The 18,098-nt window shown below is 60.6% G+C and carries 17 protein-coding genes; 11 read left to right on the top strand and 6 right to left on the bottom strand.

The window, feature by feature from the left end; translation table 11 throughout:
• Position 1 precedes the first annotated feature (1 nt).
• The 5 genes from murB to F8A88_RS06605 all read left to right on the top strand — a co-directional run bounded on the left by murB (position 2) and on the right by F8A88_RS06605 (position 6,040).
• On the top strand, positions 2-883 hold the full coding sequence (gene murB / locus F8A88_RS06625; RefSeq protein WP_151150356.1) for a UDP-N-acetylmuramate dehydrogenase: 882 nt from the start codon (positions 2-4) through the stop codon (positions 881-883).
• Complete coding sequence (locus F8A88_RS06620) at positions 880-1,737, top strand: cell division protein FtsQ/DivIB (protein WP_151150355.1); 858 nt, start codon at positions 880-882, stop codon at positions 1,735-1,737. Before murB ends, F8A88_RS06620 begins: the two co-directional genes overlap by 4 nt.
• A 51-nt stretch (positions 1,738-1,788) precedes the next feature.
• Positions 1,789-3,033: a cell division protein FtsA gene (ftsA, locus tag F8A88_RS06615; protein WP_151150354.1), complete on the top strand. Its 1,245-nt coding sequence runs from the start codon at positions 1,789-1,791 to the stop codon at positions 3,031-3,033.
• A gap of 26 nt (positions 3,034-3,059) precedes the next feature.
• Complete coding sequence (gene ftsZ / locus F8A88_RS06610) at positions 3,060-4,328, top strand: cell division protein FtsZ (protein WP_151150353.1); 1,269 nt, start codon at positions 3,060-3,062, stop codon at positions 4,326-4,328.
• A gap of 83 nt (positions 4,329-4,411) precedes the next feature.
• Positions 4,412-6,040 (top strand): radical SAM protein, encoded by a 1,629-nt coding sequence (locus F8A88_RS06605; protein ID WP_151150658.1) that lies wholly within the window; start codon positions 4,412-4,414, stop codon positions 6,038-6,040.
• Positions 6,041-6,752: 712 nt separating this feature from the next.
• On the opposite strand, the gene F8A88_RS06600 is transcribed toward F8A88_RS06605, so the two are convergent.
• The 5 genes from F8A88_RS06600 to F8A88_RS15740 all read right to left on the bottom strand — a co-directional run bounded on the left by F8A88_RS06600 (position 6,753) and on the right by F8A88_RS15740 (position 10,377).
• A complete protein-coding gene (locus F8A88_RS06600; RefSeq protein ID WP_151150352.1) occupies positions 6,753-7,421 on the bottom strand; it encodes a riboflavin synthase in 669 nt (222 codons plus the stop codon).
• Positions 7,422-7,456: 35 nt separating this feature from the next.
• A complete protein-coding gene (locus F8A88_RS06595) occupies positions 7,457-8,248 on the bottom strand; it encodes a substrate-binding periplasmic protein (RefSeq protein WP_151150351.1) in 792 nt (263 codons plus the stop codon).
• A gap of 107 nt (positions 8,249-8,355) precedes the next feature.
• Positions 8,356-9,501 (bottom strand): bifunctional diaminohydroxyphosphoribosylaminopyrimidine deaminase/5-amino-6-(5-phosphoribosylamino)uracil reductase RibD, encoded by a 1,146-nt coding sequence (ribD, locus tag F8A88_RS06590; protein WP_241667374.1) that lies wholly within the window; start codon positions 9,499-9,501, stop codon positions 8,356-8,358.
• The gene (locus tag F8A88_RS06585) at positions 9,470-9,931 is read right to left on the bottom strand and encodes a deoxycytidylate deaminase (RefSeq protein ID WP_151150350.1); all 462 of its coding nucleotides are present in this window, start codon (positions 9,929-9,931) and stop codon (positions 9,470-9,472) included. The genes ribD and F8A88_RS06585 overlap by 32 nt, the downstream gene beginning before the upstream one ends.
• A 143-nt stretch (positions 9,932-10,074) precedes the next feature.
• Positions 10,075-10,377 carry a hypothetical protein gene (locus F8A88_RS15740; RefSeq protein WP_161598351.1) on the bottom strand — a complete coding sequence of 101 codons (303 nt, stop codon included), beginning with the start codon at positions 10,375-10,377 and terminating at the stop codon, positions 10,075-10,077.
• A 97-nt stretch (positions 10,378-10,474) separates the two neighbouring features.
• On the opposite strand from F8A88_RS15740, the gene F8A88_RS06580 reads away from it, so the two are divergent.
• The 6 genes from F8A88_RS06580 (at position 10,475) to gltX (ending at position 17,445) form a co-directional block, all read left to right on the top strand.
• Positions 10,475-11,302, top strand: coding sequence for a DUF4405 domain-containing protein (locus F8A88_RS06580; protein WP_161598350.1), 828 nt, complete (start codon positions 10,475-10,477; stop codon positions 11,300-11,302).
• A gap of 5 nt (positions 11,303-11,307) precedes the next feature.
• Complete coding sequence (locus F8A88_RS06575) at positions 11,308-13,095, top strand: two-component system sensor histidine kinase NtrB (RefSeq protein WP_151150348.1); 1,788 nt, start codon at positions 11,308-11,310, stop codon at positions 13,093-13,095.
• On the top strand, positions 13,092-14,492 hold the full coding sequence (locus F8A88_RS06570; protein WP_151150347.1) for a sigma-54-dependent transcriptional regulator: 1,401 nt from the start codon (positions 13,092-13,094) through the stop codon (positions 14,490-14,492). Before F8A88_RS06575 ends, F8A88_RS06570 begins: the two co-directional genes overlap by 4 nt.
• Before the next feature lie 80 nt (positions 14,493-14,572).
• Positions 14,573-15,652, top strand: a complete 1,080-nt coding sequence (locus F8A88_RS06565) for an HDOD domain-containing protein (RefSeq protein WP_151150346.1) — start codon at positions 14,573-14,575, stop codon at positions 15,650-15,652.
• 69 nt (positions 15,653-15,721) lie between these two features.
• Positions 15,722-15,943, top strand: a complete 222-nt coding sequence (locus tag F8A88_RS06560; protein WP_151150345.1) for a NifU family protein — start codon at positions 15,722-15,724, stop codon at positions 15,941-15,943.
• A gap of 95 nt (positions 15,944-16,038) precedes the next feature.
• Positions 16,039-17,445: a glutamate--tRNA ligase gene (gene gltX, locus F8A88_RS06555; RefSeq protein ID WP_151150344.1), complete on the top strand. Its 1,407-nt coding sequence runs from the start codon at positions 16,039-16,041 to the stop codon at positions 17,443-17,445.
• 412 nt (positions 17,446-17,857) lie between these two features.
• Here gltX and rpmB read toward each other — a convergent pair whose 3' ends face one another.
• On the bottom strand, positions 17,858-18,055 hold the full coding sequence (gene rpmB / locus F8A88_RS06550; protein WP_151150343.1) for a 50S ribosomal protein L28: 198 nt from the start codon (positions 18,053-18,055) through the stop codon (positions 17,858-17,860).
• Positions 18,056-18,098 lie beyond the last annotated feature (43 nt).

Genomic DNA, 18,098 nt, shown 5'->3' with positions numbered 1-18,098 from the left:
CATGGCACTGAAACAACACAGCCAACCCGATCTGGCCAAACTCTCGACCCTTGGACTGGGTGGCACGGCAGAGATCGAGCTCACAGCGGGCTCCGAACAGGACCTCGACGAACTGTGCGAATTCATCATGCACACGGAACTGCGCCCCTTCATGCTGGGCCGGGGCAGCAACCTGCTCTGCCCGGACGGTCATCATGACTACGCGCTCATCCGCGTGCAGTCTCCGGCATCCCCGGACCGCGTGGAACAGGACGGCAAACGCCTGGTGCTGCGAGCCGGGGCCGGACAAAGCCTGCCCGGACTGCTAGGCTGGGCGCAAAAGGCCGGTCTTTCCGGGCTGGAAAACCTCACTGGAATACCGGGCAGCGTTGGCGGCGCTGTGGCCATGAACGCAGGCTCCTACGGTACGGAAATGAAGGACGTTGTCACACGAATCCGGCTCTGGACTCCGGCACAGGGTCTGTTCTGGAAGGACGCCTCCGAATGCCGCTGGGGCTATCGCCATTTCGACCCGGACATCACGCTCGGCAAATGCATGATCTGGGAAGTGGAAATGGCCCTGACCGAAACCACGACCGGTGCCGTGAAAAAGGGAATGAAAGCGATCTACGCCAAGAAAAAAGAAACCCAGCCCGTGGCGGCGCGCAGCGCGGGCTGCATATTCAAGAATCCCGAAGGACAAAGCGCGGGACTGCTGCTGGACAAGGCAGGGTTCCGGGGCAAGACCCTCGGTGGCGTCGGCTTTTCCGAACTGCATGCGAATTTTCTTGTCAACCACGGAACCGGCACCAGCGGGCAGGCCGTGGAACTGATCCGACAGGCGCGCGAGGCCGTGCGCGAGCAATTCGACGTGAATCTCGAAACGGAGGTCATTTTCCTGTGAGCACTCTTGCCGTGGGCGGACAAAGCCGTCTCAAGCTGGGAAGCAAACGCAAAGGCAACACCATGCGCAAGCCCCCCAGAACGCGACGCAGCAGGACCGGTGGAAGCGGGGTCATGGCCTTTGCCAGCCGGGTATTCATCGCCATGCTGTGCATCACCATGCTCTGCGTGCTGGGTGTCGGCCTGCTGTACGGATATCGCTGGCTCACGGCCAGCCCGTATCTGGCGCTCAAGGACATCACCGTGTCCGGCAACAGCCGACTGACCAACGGGGACATCCTCAACCTGGCCAAGGTCAAACTCGGCGACAACTGCCTGAACACCAACATTGCGGAAGTTGAACGAAACATCTCCGCCAATCCGTGGGTCAAGGCAGCCACCGTGCGCCGGGAATTTCCGAACAAGCTGGTCATCACGATCAGCGAACGCGTTCCCGGCTTCTGGGTGCGCGAACGCGGCACGCTCAATTTCGCGGACCGGCACGGCAAAATCATCGCGCCCATGCAACCCGGCGAAACCGGCGCTCTGCCCATTCTGGAATACGGACGCGGCATGAACAGCACGGACACGCGCCTTTCGGCCCTGCTGGACATGATTCAGGGACCGGAAACCCCGTTCGACATGAATCAGGTGGCCTGGGTCAAGGTGCTGGGCTCGAAACAGGTGGAAATTTTTCTGGACGGCCAGCGGCTGGCCCTGCGCATGGATCTGAACGGCTGGCAACGGCAGTTCCGCAGGATCAAGGCCGTGTGGCGCGATCTGGCCCTGCGCGGGCAGTTTGCGCAGGCCGAGATGATCGCGGCCACGGGCGACAAGGTATGGGTCAAACGGCGCGGCCAGGGAACCGCATCGTAAACAGGGGCGACTTCGCCCATCATGGATGACAGGGAAGCAAGGAGTATTTTCATGGCCAAACACGATCTCATCGTCGGCCTCGACGTGGGCACCACCAAAATCTGCGTGGTCGTCGGCGAAGTAAACGACGAAGGCAGCGTGGACATCATCGGCATCGGCACCAGCCCCTCCACGGGCCTGCGCCGGGGCGTGGTGGTCAACATCGAAAAAACGGTCCAGTGCATCAAGAAAGCGCTGGAAGACGCGGAACTCATGGCGGGATGCGATATCCGCAGCGTGTACGCGGGCATTGCCGGAAGCCACATTCAGGGCTTCAACAGCCACGGCGTCATTGCGGTCAAGGGCGGCGAGGTCACCCAGCGCGATGTGGACCGCGTCATCGAGGCGGCCCGCGCCATCGCCATCCCCATGGACCGCGAGGTGCTGCACACGCTGCCGCAGGAATTCATCGTGGACGACCAGCGCGGCATCGCCGATCCGCTGGGCATGGCCGGCGTGCGGCTTGAAGTGAAGGTGCACATCGTCACCGGCGCGGTGACCTCAGCGCAGAACATCATCCGCTCGTGCAACCGTTCCGGACTGGACGTTTCCAACATCGTGCTGGAGTCGCTGGCCTCGAGCAAGGCCGTGCTCTCGCCCGAGGAACGCGAGATCGGCGTTGCACTGGTGGACATCGGCGGCGGCACAACGGACCTGGCGATTTTCTCCAAGGACAGCATCAAGCACACCTCGGTGCTGGCGCTCGGCGGTCACAACCTGACCAACGACATCGCCTACGGGCTGCGAACGCCCATGGTTTCGGCCGAACAGATCAAGATCGACCACGGATGCGCCATGGCCGACCTGATCACCTCGGACCAGATCATCGAAGTGCCCAGCGTGGGCGGCCGGGAATCGCGCACCATGAGCAAGCGCGTGCTGGCCGAAATATGCGAACCCCGGTGCGAGGAGATCATGGCCCTCGTGGATCAGGAACTGATCAAATCCGGATTCAAGAACATGATTGCGGCGGGCGTGGTCCTCACGGGCGGCACCTGCCTCATCGAAGGCATCCAGGAACTGGCCGAACAGATTTTCGACCTTCCGGTGCGCATCGGTTCACCCGTGGGGGTGGGCGGCTTGAGCGCCGAGGTCAGCAGTCCCATGTATGCCACGGCGACCGGACTTCTTCTGCACGGTGCGGAAGAGGAATCCGGTCCGGGCGCAACGCGGCAAAAGGCCTTCCGCGTCCGGGACGACTCCCCGTTTGAAAGCATTCTGGGCAGAATGCGCAAATGGTTCACAGACATTGCCTAACCTTGACAGGGAACAGGAGGTAACCAATGGAATTCTTTGAAATCGAACATGACACCAGCGCCAAGATCAAAGTGGTCGGCTGCGGTGGCGGCGGCGGTAACGCCGTGAACAACATGATCATGTCGTCCCTCAAGGGCGTACAGTTCATCGTTGCCAACACGGACGCACAGGACATTCACAAATCCATGGCCGAGCACAAGATCCAGATGGGCGAACAGCTCACCAAGGGTCTGGGCGCAGGCGCAAACCCGGAAGTTGGCTGCAACGCGGCCCTGGAGTCCGAGGCCCTGATCCGCGAAGCGCTCGAAGGCGCGGACATGGTCTTCATCACCGCAGGCATGGGCGGCGGAACCGGCACCGGCTCGGCTCCTGTCGTGGCGCGCATCGCCAAGGAAATGGGCGCACTCACCGTGGGTGTGGTCACCAAGCCCTTCTACTTTGAAGGCAAGCGCCGCCTGCAACAGGCCGACCAGGGGACCAAGGAACTTTCCGAGTCCGTGGACTCCATCATCACCATCCCCAACGACCGGCTCCTGCAACTGGCCGCCAAAAAGGCATCCTTTGCGGACATGCTCAAAAAGGCGGACGAAGTGCTCTACTACGCGGTCAAGGGTATCGCGGACCTGATCACCGTGCACGGCCTGATCAACCTCGACTTCGCGGACGTGAAAGCAGTCATGGGTTCCTCGGGCATGGCCCTCATGGGCACGGGCATCGCCACCGGCGAATCCCGCGCCAAGGAAGCCGCCATGAAGGCCATCACCAGCCCGCTGCTGGAAGACGTGTCCATCGAAGGCGCCAAGGGCGTACTCATCAACATCACCTGCGGACCGGACATGCTCATCGACGAAGTCTCCGAAGCCGCGGACATCATCTACAAGGAAGCCCACGACGAAGCCGAAATCTTCTTCGGTACCGTGTTCGACCCGGATGCGGGCGATGAGATGCGCATCACGGTCATCGCCACCGGCATTCAGCAGGCCATGGAAGAGCCGGAGCCCGCTCTTTCCAGAGCGGAGCAGCAGAAGCTCATGCTGCTCGGCCCCCGGGGCATGAAGCGCCCGGCCACGGCCGAAGCCAAACCCATGCGCAACGGCCAGCGCAAAGTCATGGAAGGCAACCTCAACATTCCCGCCTATCTGCGCAAGGGAGGCAGCGAACTGACCGACATCGATCAGGAAATGCCCGCAGCACAGGTCAGCAGCCGTGCGGTTGCCGGTCCGGGCGAGGAGGAATTCATATTCGAGGAAGACGATTTCGACGTACCCGCGTTCATTCGCAAGAACTGCGACTAAACCGGTGCGTCACTGCCACCCGAGCTTCAGCGCCTGGTTGAGGAGCCGTTGCTGACGTGAAACGCCCGTTGTTTTATGGCCGGATGGAACCCGAGGTTCCAGACCACGGAGGTCGTCTGCCCACGGCCCTGGTGGTTCCCGGCGGCGAAGGCATGGCAGTATCCACCCTCGGTTGGCAAGCGGTTTACCGCACTTTGGCACAGGAACCGCAACTCGCTGTGGAACGGGTCTTCCCGGACAAGCGAGGACGGGGAGACAGCGGCGGTCCCCCTGCGTCCAAGGAAAGCCAACGCCCGTTATCCTCATTCCCTGTCATCGCCCTGAGCGTCACTTACGAGGAGGATTACCTCCTCCTTGTGAGGACGCTCGGGGCAGCGGGTATCCCCCTGCTGGCCAAGGACAGAGACGATTTTCCACTCATCATGGTGGGCGGACCGCCCGCATTCCTGAACCCGGCGCCCATTGCCCGGTTCACGGATCTTTTCTGGGTGGGCGAAACCGATGACAGCTTCCCCTCGTTGTTTCTGGACCTCAAGCGCCACATATTCGAAGGCGGCAGCAAAAACGATTTTCTCGAAGCCGTGAAAAACCGACCCGGCATATACGTGCCCGGGCGCTCGAACACGCCGGTGCGACGTGTTGTTTCAAACCTCGGCAAGACCCTGCACGACCCGGCCTTTTCCTGCTTCATTTCCGGCACGGCCACATTCCGCGACACCCTGTTGCTGGAAGTGAATCGTGGCTGTCCCTACGGCTGCCGGTTCTGCGCGGCCGGATACATCTATCGTCCGCCACGCCATGCCCAAATGGCCCACATGCAGGACCTTGTGGAGCAGACCCAACCCATGAAGGTGGGGCTGGTAGGCACCGCGCTCACGGACTGGCCCGACCTGCTGCCCTTTCTCAAATGGCTGCATGCACGCAAGACCAAATTCTCCCTCTCGTCCATGCGTGCGGACGGCATCACCGAGGAATTGCTTGTATTCCTTCGTCAATGCGGCATCCGCACCATCACGCTGGCGCTGGAAGGGGCCAGCAACCGTTTGCGCGACATGGCCAGCAAGAAACTCGATCCCGAAGACTTCCTGAACGCGGTGGGGCTGTGCGCCCGCTACGGGGTCAACCACCTCAAGATATATCTCATTGCGGGCTGGCCCGGCGAGACCGACGAGGACTACGAAGAATTGGCCGGATTCCTCCAACGCGTCACGGACATTCGCGCCCAGGAACCCGGCGGCCGCAAAAAGCATTTCATGCGCATCACCGTCGGGGTCAGCAGCCTTGTGCCCAAACCGTTCACCCCATTCCAATGGGCGCCCATGCCCCCGGAAAAGGAACTTGCCAACCGGCTGAAAAGCCTGACCCGCCTGGTCAAGCCCATGCGCGGGGTCTCGCTGCACCACGATTCCCCGTTCCAGGCCCGGTTGCAGGGGATGCTGGCCCGCGGCGACGAACGCATTGCGGACTTCCTGATACTGGCTGCGGAGCACGGGGGCTGGAAAAAGGCGCTCAAGCGCTGGGAAGGCTCCATGGACGAGTACCTGCGCGAGCGAGAAAAAGACGAACCGTTTCCGTGGGAGGTCATCGACGTGGGCGTGCGGCGCGACTACCTGTACAAGGAATGGGAGCGTGCCAAAAAAGCCCAATCCGCCCCGGGGTGTTCCAACCGGGACTGCAAGGATTGCAGGCGATGCGGCGTGGAAAGCTTCTGACCGGCCCAAACACCAAAGACCCACGAGGCCTCGTGCCGCTCAAGCGAGCGAAGGATCAGCCGAGCACGGCTCGGCCCACAGCAAAGGTTTGCGGCACGTACCGAGAGGAAACGCGCAACGTTGCGGGTCAAGCGCACAACGAAATCGAGAAGCCTTTCAATCTTTGGGTTGCGCTGACGCGCAGTTGTACAGTGATATTTTATACCAATCAGTCGAGAACCATTTGAGGAATGGAGGAAAGAGAGGGGGTGTCCCCTCCCTCTCCTCCCTTCCTGGGACCTACCCTCCTCTTCCTCCCCACGAATCAATCCCTGCGTCGGCCTTTTGAAAAACCTCGCTGATTTTCTAAACCCTGTACCACCGACCTCGTGCATACTTTATCGCACCGAGCCATACGATGGCTCGACTTCAGTCGACACTCGGAATAGAGGGGAAAAGTCCGTCGGGATCGTGCAGCAATCAAATGCGCCCGCTGAGTCCTAGGACTTCTTGGCTATTCGTCGATCAGTCTATTGCTTTCTCCCGAACCCCGCTCAAGCGAGCCAAGGTTTGCGGCACGTGCCGAGAGGAAACGCGCAACGTTGCGGGTCAAACGCGTCTTTTTGCCTTCTTTTTTTCTCCGCGTGCACCACAGCAAAAGACAACAGCGCACAACCGCAGTTGCTCTGCCAACAAATATGATCTGAATACGTGCCGGATACCGGCGAAAAAATCAGAAACCGTGCTGGGCCAGATAATCCATGGTGATGGCCGACGAGGACTGCGCCTTTTGGCCGGACACATCCCCGCCCTTCCACGGCGCCACCATGCGCTCCACATACTTGCCGATCACGTCGGTCTCCATGTTCACGCGCCGCCCCGCGTCCCAGCGGGCAATGGTGGTGGCTTTCTGGGTTTCGGGAATGATGTTGACCTCAAGCCAGTCCGGGCCGCAGCCATTCACGGTCAGGCTGATGCCGTCCAGCGCCACCGAGCCCTTGCCGATGACGTAGCGTCCGTGTTCTGCGGGAAAGGAAAGACGATAGATTCGTGATTCACCCGCGGGCCGCACACCGGCCACCGAAGCCACGCAGTCCACATGGCCGCTGACGATATGGCCGCCCAGACGATCGCCCACAGCCAAGGCCCGCTCCAGATTGCAGATGCTGCCCCGGCCCAATTCGCCGAGATTGGTAACGGACATGGTCTCGCGGCTGGCATAGGCAGTGAACCAGCGTTCACCGAAGGTCTCCACGGTCAGGCATACGCCGTTCACGGCTATGGATTCCCCCAGTTCAATGGCATCCAGATCGAAAAGCGCACGAATTCGCAGGCGGGTTTCCGCGCCCAGAGCTTCCACGGCCTCCACTCGGCCCGTTCCCAAAACCAGTCCGGTAAACATGACAAATCCTCCATGATGGCGATGAAGAATCACTATCAGGAGCCATTGCCCGTGTAAATGGGCGGGGGACTCATGCCGTGCCGGGACCAGATATTCGAATACACCCCGGATTCACGCAGGCGTTGCAGCACTGCATTGAAACGTTTGACATAGGCATCGGAAACGCTGCGGTTGAACGCGAAATAGACAGGTGTCTTCTGAAGGACATAAACAAATTCAAAACGATCAGGAGATAGGCCATGCTGCTCCATGTACATGCGCAGGGCAAATTCGTCATGGCCCACGGCATCCACCCTGCCGCTCAACAGCTTGCGCATGTTCAACTCGGTGGAATTCACGGGAAAACGGCGGACCTTGGGGTACCGTCTCTTGAGCAGCGCATCCACTGCATCGGAACGGACAGTGCCAATGGAAACGGCCTCAAGATCCCGTTCGTTCCGTATCTTCAGGCCGCGCTCCTTCAGGCTCATGAGAACAAGGCGGACAGAAAGAATGGGACCGGCCCATTTGAAATACCGCTCCCGTTCGGGCGTACGCGCGGCGGCAAAGAGCACTGTTCCCGGCTCATTGCGGACCATTTCCAGTCCCCGTGCCCACGGCAGCAGCCGTACCGACGAATCGGATTGCCCGAGTTCGGTCCAGATCCGGTGCAGCAGGTCAACGGTAAAACCGGCAGGCTGTCCATCGTCTCGATAGCAAAACGGATAACAGTTTTCGGAAATATAGGTCAGCCCATTCTGCTCTGCCCTGGCGGCCATGGCGCCACCCTCGAACAGGGCAAACAGAACCATCATCACGAACAAAAGCCGATAAAATGCAACAAACATATGCTCCCCTTGGGGATGAATGTTTATAGCAACAACGCACAAATGTAAACATGCGTTTGAATATGTGGGCGGACAACAAGGATCACACTCGCCAAAGCAAATGGGAATCAGGGCATGAGCGTAAGCATGAGGTCACGACCACAGGCCTGCGCGGTGCTGATGCGAAAATCCACGGCCTGTTTCATGGTCATGCCCGATCTGCCCGCAAAGGCCGAAGGTGCGGATTCGTCTCCCAGGATGCGCGGGGCCATGAAATATACGAGCTCATCCGCCAACCCCTGTTCCACCAGCGACATGGCCAGATGCCCGCCCCCTTCGCACAGGGTGTAATGGCAGCCGCACTCGGTGCGCAAAAAGGCGAATCCCGGGGCAAGATCCAGCCCACCGTCCTTGCCCGGCAGTCCGATCACACGCACGCCCCGAGTCCGCAGGGCCTCGGCAGTGTCCGACTCCGCCGCCTGCTGCGGCGTCCAGAAAACAAGCTGTTCCGGCCGGTCGCGCAGCAGCGTACTTGCCGCGTCCGGCCCGGGCAGGAGCGAGGTGACCACAACAGCCAACGGCTGGCAAAAGCCCTCGGGAAGTCCGGAAGCACGGCAGGTCAGGCTGGGATTATCCGCCCGGAACGTCCCACCGCCCACGATCACGGCACCCGCAAGCTTGCGCAGTTCCTGCACGCGAACAAAGGACTCCGGACAGGAAACCGGCTCGGGCACGCGCTGGGCAGAAGCGATCTTGCCGTCCAGCGTGGCCGCCATTTTCAAAATGTTGTAGGTGCGCCCGGTGCGTTGCCAGACCAGAAAATCGGCGATCAAATCCTCGCATTCCCGCTGCAGCACGCCCGTGGCAACGTCGACCCCGGCGGCACGAAGGGTCTCGGCTCCGCCTGCGGCCCTGGGGTTGGGGTCCATGGCTCCGATTCGCACAGCACCGATGCCGGCATCGAGGATGGCTTCGGTACACGGCGGTGTCTTGCCATGATGATTGCAAGGCTCCAGCGTGACGTACATGACGCATTCGGCCGGGTCCGCCTGTGCAAACACCTTTCGCTCACGGGCCTGCGCAAGACACTCCCGTTCGGCATGCAGCCTGCCGTAGCGCGTGTGCCAGCCTTCGGCCACGATGCGATCATCGTGCACCAGCACGGCCCCAACGCACGGATTGGGCGCGGTGGGTCCTCGACCATTACGGGCCAGTTCCACGGCACGGGCCATGAAGCGGTCGTCAGGACTGGAAATCGCCTTCGAGAAGGGCATGGTTCACTCCGGCTTCGGCAAGCATGTTTTCCGCCAGTTCATCCGGGTAATGTTCGGCATAGTAGATGTTGGCCGCGCCCACGTTGATGAGCATTTTGGTGCAGATCAGACAGGGCTGGGTGGTGCAGTAGATGTCGCACCCCTGCAATGAAAGACCGTGCGTGGCAGCCTGAATGATAACGTTCTGTTCCGCATGCAGTCCCCGGCACAGTTCGTGCCGCTGGCCGGAAGGCACGCTCATGGTCTCGCGGATGCAGCCGACTTCCTCGCAATGGGGAACCTTGGAAGGCACGCCGTTGTACCCGGTGGCGACCACGCGCTTGTCCATGACCGCGATGGCGCCCACCGCCCGACGCAGGCATGTGGAGCGTTGAGCCACAAGATGCGCTATCTTCATGAAATATTCTGGCCAGGGCATTCTCTGATGCATGAAATACTCCGTTGCAAATGTCTCGGTGGCGAATTCAGAGGCCCTATTTATCACGCTTGCCCCGGAAAGCAAACCAGCCCGGTACGGCCATATCGACGTGCACAAGCGCTGCACAAACATTGCACAAACATGTGCAATTATCGTTACAAGACTTGTGCAACACAGAATGCGAAACACCAGTGATCTCCCGTTAACAATCCGAAATACATAACCATCGCATGGTTGGCACACCAGATGCTTTTCTTCAGGGCAACACCGGAAACAATACCCCGAACAGAAACGGCGGCAACGATGATCGATCGGAGCAAGGCTCCGAACAGAAAAAAAAGGCGGCACTGAAACGGGAAAAGAAAGCCCCCGGCCACCTTCACATATTTTGGGATAAACCCGGAAAGCAGGAAAATGAAGCGGGGCGATCGGGATTGGCTCGATTGCTCCGCTTCCATTTCGCGCCACCCGGTCCGGGGCAGCTCCTATCTCCCGGTTGTGCAATTTGTTGCAGCAATGATATCGTGCGGGAAACACTCAGCAGGAGTTACCGTAATGTTCAGAAAAATCGTTTCACTGACCAGTTTGCTGTCGTTTATCATCACCCTGTTCACCAGCGTGGTGCTCTACATCACGCCCCATGGTCGGGTAGCCTATTGGGCGGACTGGAGTTTCCTCGGTTTGGACAAAACCCAATGGGGCGACATCCACATCACGGTGGGCCTGCTCTTCTGCATTGCTTCCCTGCTGCACATCTGGCTCAACTGGAAACCCATCATGGCATACATGAAAAACCGCGCCCGCGAACTGGTGGTCATGACCACCCCCATGATCTTCAGCCTGTTCCTTGTGGCCGTGGTCACGGCCGGAACCCTCATGCACGTGCAGCCCATGCAGGCGGTGCTCGACTTCGGTGAGACCATCAAGGAAAACCAGACCACCACGTTGGGCAACCCGCCCTACGGCCATGCGGAACTCAGCCCTCTGCGCGTTTTCTGCGCCCATATGGGCTTTGATCTTGAACAATCCATGCATATCCTGAAGGAGACGGGCTATACCGAAAAACTCGACCCCTCCACCAAACTTGTGGATCTGGCCCATGCCAACGGCGTGACCCCGCAGCATGTCTATCTGGCCCTGCGCGACGCCTTTTCCGGGGGCGATGCCTTCAAGGCCCTGCCGCCCAGCGCCCCCGAGGGAACCGGCAAGATGACCCTGCAGGCATTGGGGACGGCCTATGACCTGCCCATGCAGGAGATGCTCCGCCGCCTGACCGTGGCCGGACTGGAAGCAACCCCGGAAATGACCCTGAAACAAATCGCACAGAAGTACGCCACCTCGCCCAAGAAGGTGTTTGAAACCCTGCGCGGAGACAACCGGTAAAAACCATGGAAGTTCGCTCCCGGGACAACGAACAGGGGCCGGTGGTCGCCCTGGTGCTCGCTCTGATCGTGCTGGGCGTGGGCAGCCTGTTCCTGACCTGGAAAAGCATCGCCCGCCAACGCGCATTGGTGGAAAACAACCTGTTCCTTTCGGGCGGATCCATTGCCCGCGGCGTGGAGTCGAACCTCATGCGCATCGTACGCAGCATGGGGGGCAACCGCGCTGTCTACCCCATGTTCCCCACCCTGTCCCGGGACCTCTTGCAGGAACTGGCCGCGTCCGACGACTTCCGCTTCATCGCCGTGGTTGACGACCGCGGCAACGTGCTGGTCAGCTCCGCCCCGGCGGAAGACACCCCGCAGATCGATTTCTCGGGCATAGAAAACAAGGTGCTCGATTCCGGGCAGACATGGCACTTCATGACCAGCAACACGCAAGGAGAAACCCTCATATCCGGCCTGCTCATGCGTCCGGTCATCGCCGCACTGCTCAGCGAAAAGAACCGCAAGGCGCTACCCGGCCAGCCACCCGGAGATTCGCCGGAAATCCATGAACAGAAACACGCCTCCGGAACACGCGCATACCTGATCATCGGTCTCAACGCAGACCGGCATCTGCAGCAGTTCAAACAATACCGACGCGCGGCCATGCTCCAGACCGGCTACGTGTTTCTGGCCGCCGTATTCCTGTGGTTTCTGGCCTTTGCCTACATCCGCCGCCGCGAGCAGGGCAAACGGCTCGTGCGGCTGGAGCAGTTCCAGAACAGGTTGTTGGACAACATGCCGGACGGCCTGATCAACGTGGGTGCGGACGGCACAATCCTGGCGGCCAACGGTTCGGCCAAAATGCTGCTGGCCCCGCCGGACAAGGAAGCGGACCGCAACCTCGTGGGCCGCAACTGGAAGGACCTGCCCATCGACGACCCCGAACCCGCCGAGGTCGAAACCGGCGAGTACCAGTGGCGACAGCACGAATACCACGGCCGGAACCTCGAGATACTTTCCGTGCCCTTTCCGGAAGGCGACAACTCCGCCCCGGAACTGGGCCTGCGCCTCGTGCTCATACGCGACCGCACCCGCATCCGACGCCTTGAGGAAGACCTGAACGAGGCCCGGCGCCTGGCCACCATCGGCTCCCTGGCCGCAGGCGTGGCGCACGAGGTGCGCAATCCGCTGAGCTCGCTGCGCGGATTTGCCCAGCTCTTTGCCGAAAAACTCAAGGGGCAGGAGCCGCTCAATTCATACGCCACCACCATGGTGCAGGAGGCCGACCGTCTCAATCGTGTGGTCACCGACCTGCTGTACCTCGCCCGCCCCCGGGCGCTGGCCCCGGTGGAGGTGAACCTTGCCGAGGAAGGCGAGTCCCTGAAAAAACTCATGCGCTTCGACATGGAACACGGCGGAGTGGAGCCGGTGTTCGATTTCAAGGCTCCCACGGTCTGGGCCGATCCGGACGCGCTCAAGCAGGTGCTGCTCAACCTGACGGCCAACAGTCTTGACGCGCTGGGCAAAAACGAGGGGGAAAAGATCGTCGGCATATCCTCGCACAGCCAGGACAGGGGAGTCTGGGTGTGCGTGAACGACAACGGCTCCGGCATGGACGAGGAAATCAGGCAACAGGCTCTTGAGCCGTTTTTCACGGCCAAATCCAAGGGCACGGGGCTGGGGCTGGCCATCGTCCACAACATCATGCGCGCCCACAAGGGGCAGATATCCATAGATTCATCGCCGGATCAGGGCACGACCGTCCGGCTGTTTTTCCCCAACCCCGCTGACGAGGACACCGAAACATGAGCGAAACGAATACGAAATCCATATTGGTTGTAGACGATGAACCCGGCCACCGCATGATGGTACGGGCCGTGCTGGAAGACGCGGGCTGGCGCGTGCTGGAAGCGGAATCCGGAGAGCAGGCGCTGGAGGAACTGGTACGCGACGGGTCTGAAAACGGTCTTGAATCCCCGGACGTGGCGCTGGTGGACATGAAAATGCCCGGCATGAACGGCATGGAACTGCTGCGCGAACTGCAGACCCGCAGACCCGGCCTGCCCGTGATCCTGCTCACCGCGTTCGGCAGCGTGGGATCGGCCGTGGACGCCATGAAACAGGGCGCATTCGACTACCTGACCAAACCCGCCGACAACGAAGAGCTCAAGGCCGTGACCCACAAGGCCCGCGAATACAGGCTGCTGCTCATGGAAAACGCGCGGCTCCGGCGCGAGGCCAACGACGGCAACGTGGAATTCATCGGAGCCAGCACGGGCGTGGCGCATGTGCGCGAACTCATTGCCCAGGCCGGTCCCAGCGAGGCCACGGTGCTCATCCTCGGCGAATCCGGCACAGGCAAGGAACTGGTGGCCGAGGGGCTGCATCGGTCCAGCACGCGTGCTGAACGCCCGCTCATCAAGGTCAACTGCGCGGCCCTGCCCGACGACCTGCTGGAAAGCGAGCTTTTCGGCTATGAAAAGGGCGCGTTCACCGGTGCTGTCAAGGACAAGCCCGGCCGCTTCCAGCTGGCCAACGGCGGCACCCTTTTTCTGGACGAGATCGGCGAAATGCCCGGGGCATTGCAAGCCAAGCTCCTGCGCGCATTGCAGGAAAAAATCGTGGAACCGCTGGGCAGCGTTCGGCCCGTGGAAACGGACGTGCGCATCATTGCGGCCACCAACCGCAACCTCAAGGCCGAGGTGGAGGCCGGGCGTTTTCGCGAGGACCTCTACTACCGTCTGGCCGTACTCGAGATACGCATCCCGCCCCTGCGCGACCGTCGCGAGGACCTGCCTCTGCTGGTCAGCTTCCTGCTCAAAAAACTCGGCGCCAAGAATCACAAGGCCATCCGCACGGTCACGCCCGCGTTTCTGGATACCCTTTCCCATTACGACTGGCCCGGCAACGTCCGCGAGCTGGAAAACGTGCTGGAACGCGCCCTGATCCTCTCGCGCTCGGACGCACTGAGCCCCGAGCTCCTGCCTCCCCAGTTCCACGGAACGGACCCGTCCTACCAGCCCGCGCAGGCCGACGAACCGATTTTCGGCACGCCCGCATCGCTGGAAGAGGCAGAGAAAATGGCCATCATCCGGGCGCTCGAGGAAAACGGCAGCCACAGGGAGCGCACGGCCGAGGCCCTGGGCATCAGCCGCCGCACCCTGCAATACAAACTCAAAAAATACGGCCTGACACGCCGCCAATGATCACCGCAAGGAAATAACCTGCTTCCGCTGTCGGTTTTTTTGCCATATGCTTTCTCCAAACCATGATGACGGGAGTACATATGGGCACGAACACCGCACCGGAATCCGCTACACTGCAAAATCCCCCGCCGGAAATGATCGAACGGGCAAAGGCGCAGGTTTCCCGACGCTTCAAGCACATCCGCCACAGGGACGACACGCTCAAGACCCTTGCGCGGCTCGGACTGGAACGCCAGCTCCGTGATTTTTCCGCCGCGCCGGAAGCGGAGCGCGAACAACAGAACGATCCGGCCCCCGTACCAGACCATGAGGCAACCGCGCTGGATCCGCTGGACATCCTGCGCAAGGAGCTGCAACTCCCTGCCCTGCCGCAGGTCTTTCTGGAATTGCAGCAGGCCATCAACGCGCCCAACACGTCGTCGGACGATCTGGCGGCCATCATCAGTCAGGATCCCAGCCTGACCGCATTCCTGTTGCGCATGGTCAACTCGGTCTTCTACAGCCTGCCCGTGCAGATCGACACCATCACCCGCGCGGTGACCGTGGTGGGCGTAAACCAGCTGAACACGCTGGCCGTGGGCACGTCCGTGCTGAGTCTCTTCGATGACATCCCCGCGGAAATGGTCAATATGCGCCAGTTCTGGAAACATTCCATCGCCGTGGGCATCATCGCCCGCAGGCTGTGCACGATACTGGGCAAGGGCGACCCCGAACGCAGCTTTGTGGCCGGACTGTTGCACGACATCGGCCAGCTGGTGCTGTTCAAGACAGTCCCGGAACGATGCAGGGACGTCATCGCCCATGCGCGGGCCACCGAGACCCAACTCTTTGAGGCGGAAAAGGAACGCCTTGGTTTTGACCACGCCACCCTTGGCGGCATGCTTCTGCGAAAATGGAATTTCCCTTACGTGCTGGTTTCGGCCGTGCTCGAACATCATGCTCCCAAGAAAAAGCAGAAAGAGGCCGAGCCGGGCCTGGTACACTGTGCGGAAATCATCGCTGCCGGACTGGGACTGAGCTCCGGCGGGGAATACTTTGCCCAACCGCCGGACAGGGTTGTATGGGAATCCGTGGGCCTGACCCCCGCGCACCTCGAACTGCTGCATGCCACCCTTGACGCTGAACTGGACGAAGCCTTCAGCATACTGGTTGATTCCTAGGCCACAGGTTTGACACGGCCCGTCAAAGTGCTTACTTGACCTCCACTACCTAGATTACGGAGGACTCTCATGCGAGAAAAAGTCGAAGCGGTATTGGACAAGGTACGCCCCATGCTGCAGGCGGACGGCGGCGACGTCGAACTGGTCGACATAACGGACAACGGCATTGTTCAGGTCCGCCTTCAGGGCGCCTGCCAGGGATGCCCCATGTCCCAGATCACCCTCAAGAACGGCATTGAGCGCACCGTGCTCAAGCTGGTTCCCGAAGTCAAAGGCGTGGAAGCCGTCTGATCCCCGTCTGAACCAACGCATTTATGCCGTGTCCGGCCCCGAACGGGACCGGGCCCGGCCCCTTTTTTTGACCGGCAACAACGTGGAGACACACCATGGGTAAAACCATATCCAGATTCGCCCCCAGTCCTACCGGATTCCTGCACATCGGCGGCGCGCGCACCGCACTGTTCGCATGGCTCATGGCCCGCAGCAAGGGCGGCGAATTCGTCCTGCGCATCGAGGACACCGACCGGCAGCGCAGCACGCAGGAAGCCATCGACGCCATCATCGACGCCATGGACTGGCTCGGCCTGGACCATGACGGCGACATCGTCTTTCAGTCCACCCGCGCGGACCGCCACAACGAGGTCATCGACCAACTCGTGGCCTCGGGCAACGCCTACTACTGCGACTGTAGCAAGGAGCAGGTGGACGCCATGCGCCAAAAGGCCATGAAGGAAGGCCGCAAGCCCAAGTATGACGGCACCTGCCGCGAAAAGGGCCTCGGCCCCGGACCGGACCGGGTGGTTCGGCTCAAGGCGCCGCAGGAAGGCACCACGGCCTTCAACGACATGGTCAAGGGTCCCATCGCCGTGGAAAATATTGAAATGGATGACATGATCCTGCGTCGTTCGGACGGCACGCCCACCTACAACCTCGCCGTGGTGGTGGACGATCACGACATGGGCGTGACCAGCGTGCTGCGTGGCGACGACCACGTCAACAACACCCCGCGCCAGATCCTCATCTACAAGGCCATGGGCTGGGACGTGCCTCAATTCGGCCACGTGCCCATGATCCTCGGCCCGGACAAGAAAAAACTTTCCAAGCGCCACGGCGCGCTCTCGGTCATGGAATACGAAAAAATGGGCTACCTGCCCGAAGCCGTGGTCAACTACCTCGTGCGTCTGGGCTGGTCCCACGGCGACCAGGAATTGTTCTCCCGCGAGGAACTGGTCGAGCTCTTCCACCCGGAAGGGCTGGGCAACTCGGCATCGGTGTTCGACCTCAAGAAGTTCGAATGGGTCAACAGCCAGTACATGCAGCAGGCCGACCCCGAACGGCTGGCCACGCTCATGAAGGATTTCCTGGCTCGCGAGGTGGGTGACGAGGAAGCCGCCAAGGTGGACCACGCCCTGCTGGTCAAGGTGGCTCCGCTGCTCCAGCCCCGCGCCAAATCAATCGTGGACATGCTGGAACAGGCCCGCCCCTTCATGGTGGACACCGCGTTCCTGTCCTACGACGAAAAGGCCGTGAACAAATTCCTCACGGACGAGGCCAAAAGCCTGCTTGAAGAACTGGCTGCAAAGCTGGACGAGCTGGACGAGTTCGATGAGGAAAACGTGGAATCCGTCATGCGCGGCTTCGTGGATGCAAAAGGCATCAAGTTCAAGGAGATCGCCCAGCCCACCCGCGTGGCCGTGACAGGCACCACCAAAAGCCCGGGACTGTTCGAGACCCTGGCGGTGCTGGGCAAGGCCCAGACCATGGCGCGCATCAAACGGGCCGTTGAATTCTAGAAACGACAGCCCTTCGGCAAAAAAAGAAAAGGCCCCCTGCAACCATGGGGGCCTTTTTTTTGTGTCTGCCGCGCGGAGGGTGCGGCGAAAACACACAAGAAGGAGAGGTGGTGACTTTCTCTTCAACCATTTCCGTAATCCGGCAAGACAATCAACCGGATCATGCTTTCGACACAGCACAAAGCAGATACCGTGCCACAGACACAATACCTGAAAAAACTGATACTTATATTTTTTCGAGATTCGTTTTGGCAGAAAGCATGTGCAACGCCCTTCACTGACGCTTGCACATTGCACCAATGGAGTGCGCAAATTTGCACAACAGACGCCAAAGGCGAAGACAAAAAAGCAAACGAAAAAAGCCGCCGACATCATGTCGGCGGCTTTTCCGGACGAATGAACGCCCCAAAAACTACTTGACGGGCTTGACCACGGCACCGTTGCGGATGCAGCGGGTGCAGGCCTTGATGGTCACAACCTGACCGGACTCCAGCTGATGACGAACCTTTTGCAGGTTGGGCATGAAGCGGCGGCGGGTCTTGATGTGGGAGTGGGACACGTTGTTGCCCGTGGCCGGACCCTTTCCGCATATTTCACAAACCTGAGACATGACGACCTCCTCGTGTATTCAAAAAAAAATTTTGCGTTTATAG

This window comes from Pseudodesulfovibrio senegalensis, assembly GCF_008830225.1.
GTDB classification, from domain to species: domain Bacteria; phylum Desulfobacterota; class Desulfovibrionia; order Desulfovibrionales; family Desulfovibrionaceae; genus Pseudodesulfovibrio; species Pseudodesulfovibrio senegalensis.
This window is presented reverse-complemented; position numbering and strand designations above follow the sequence as displayed.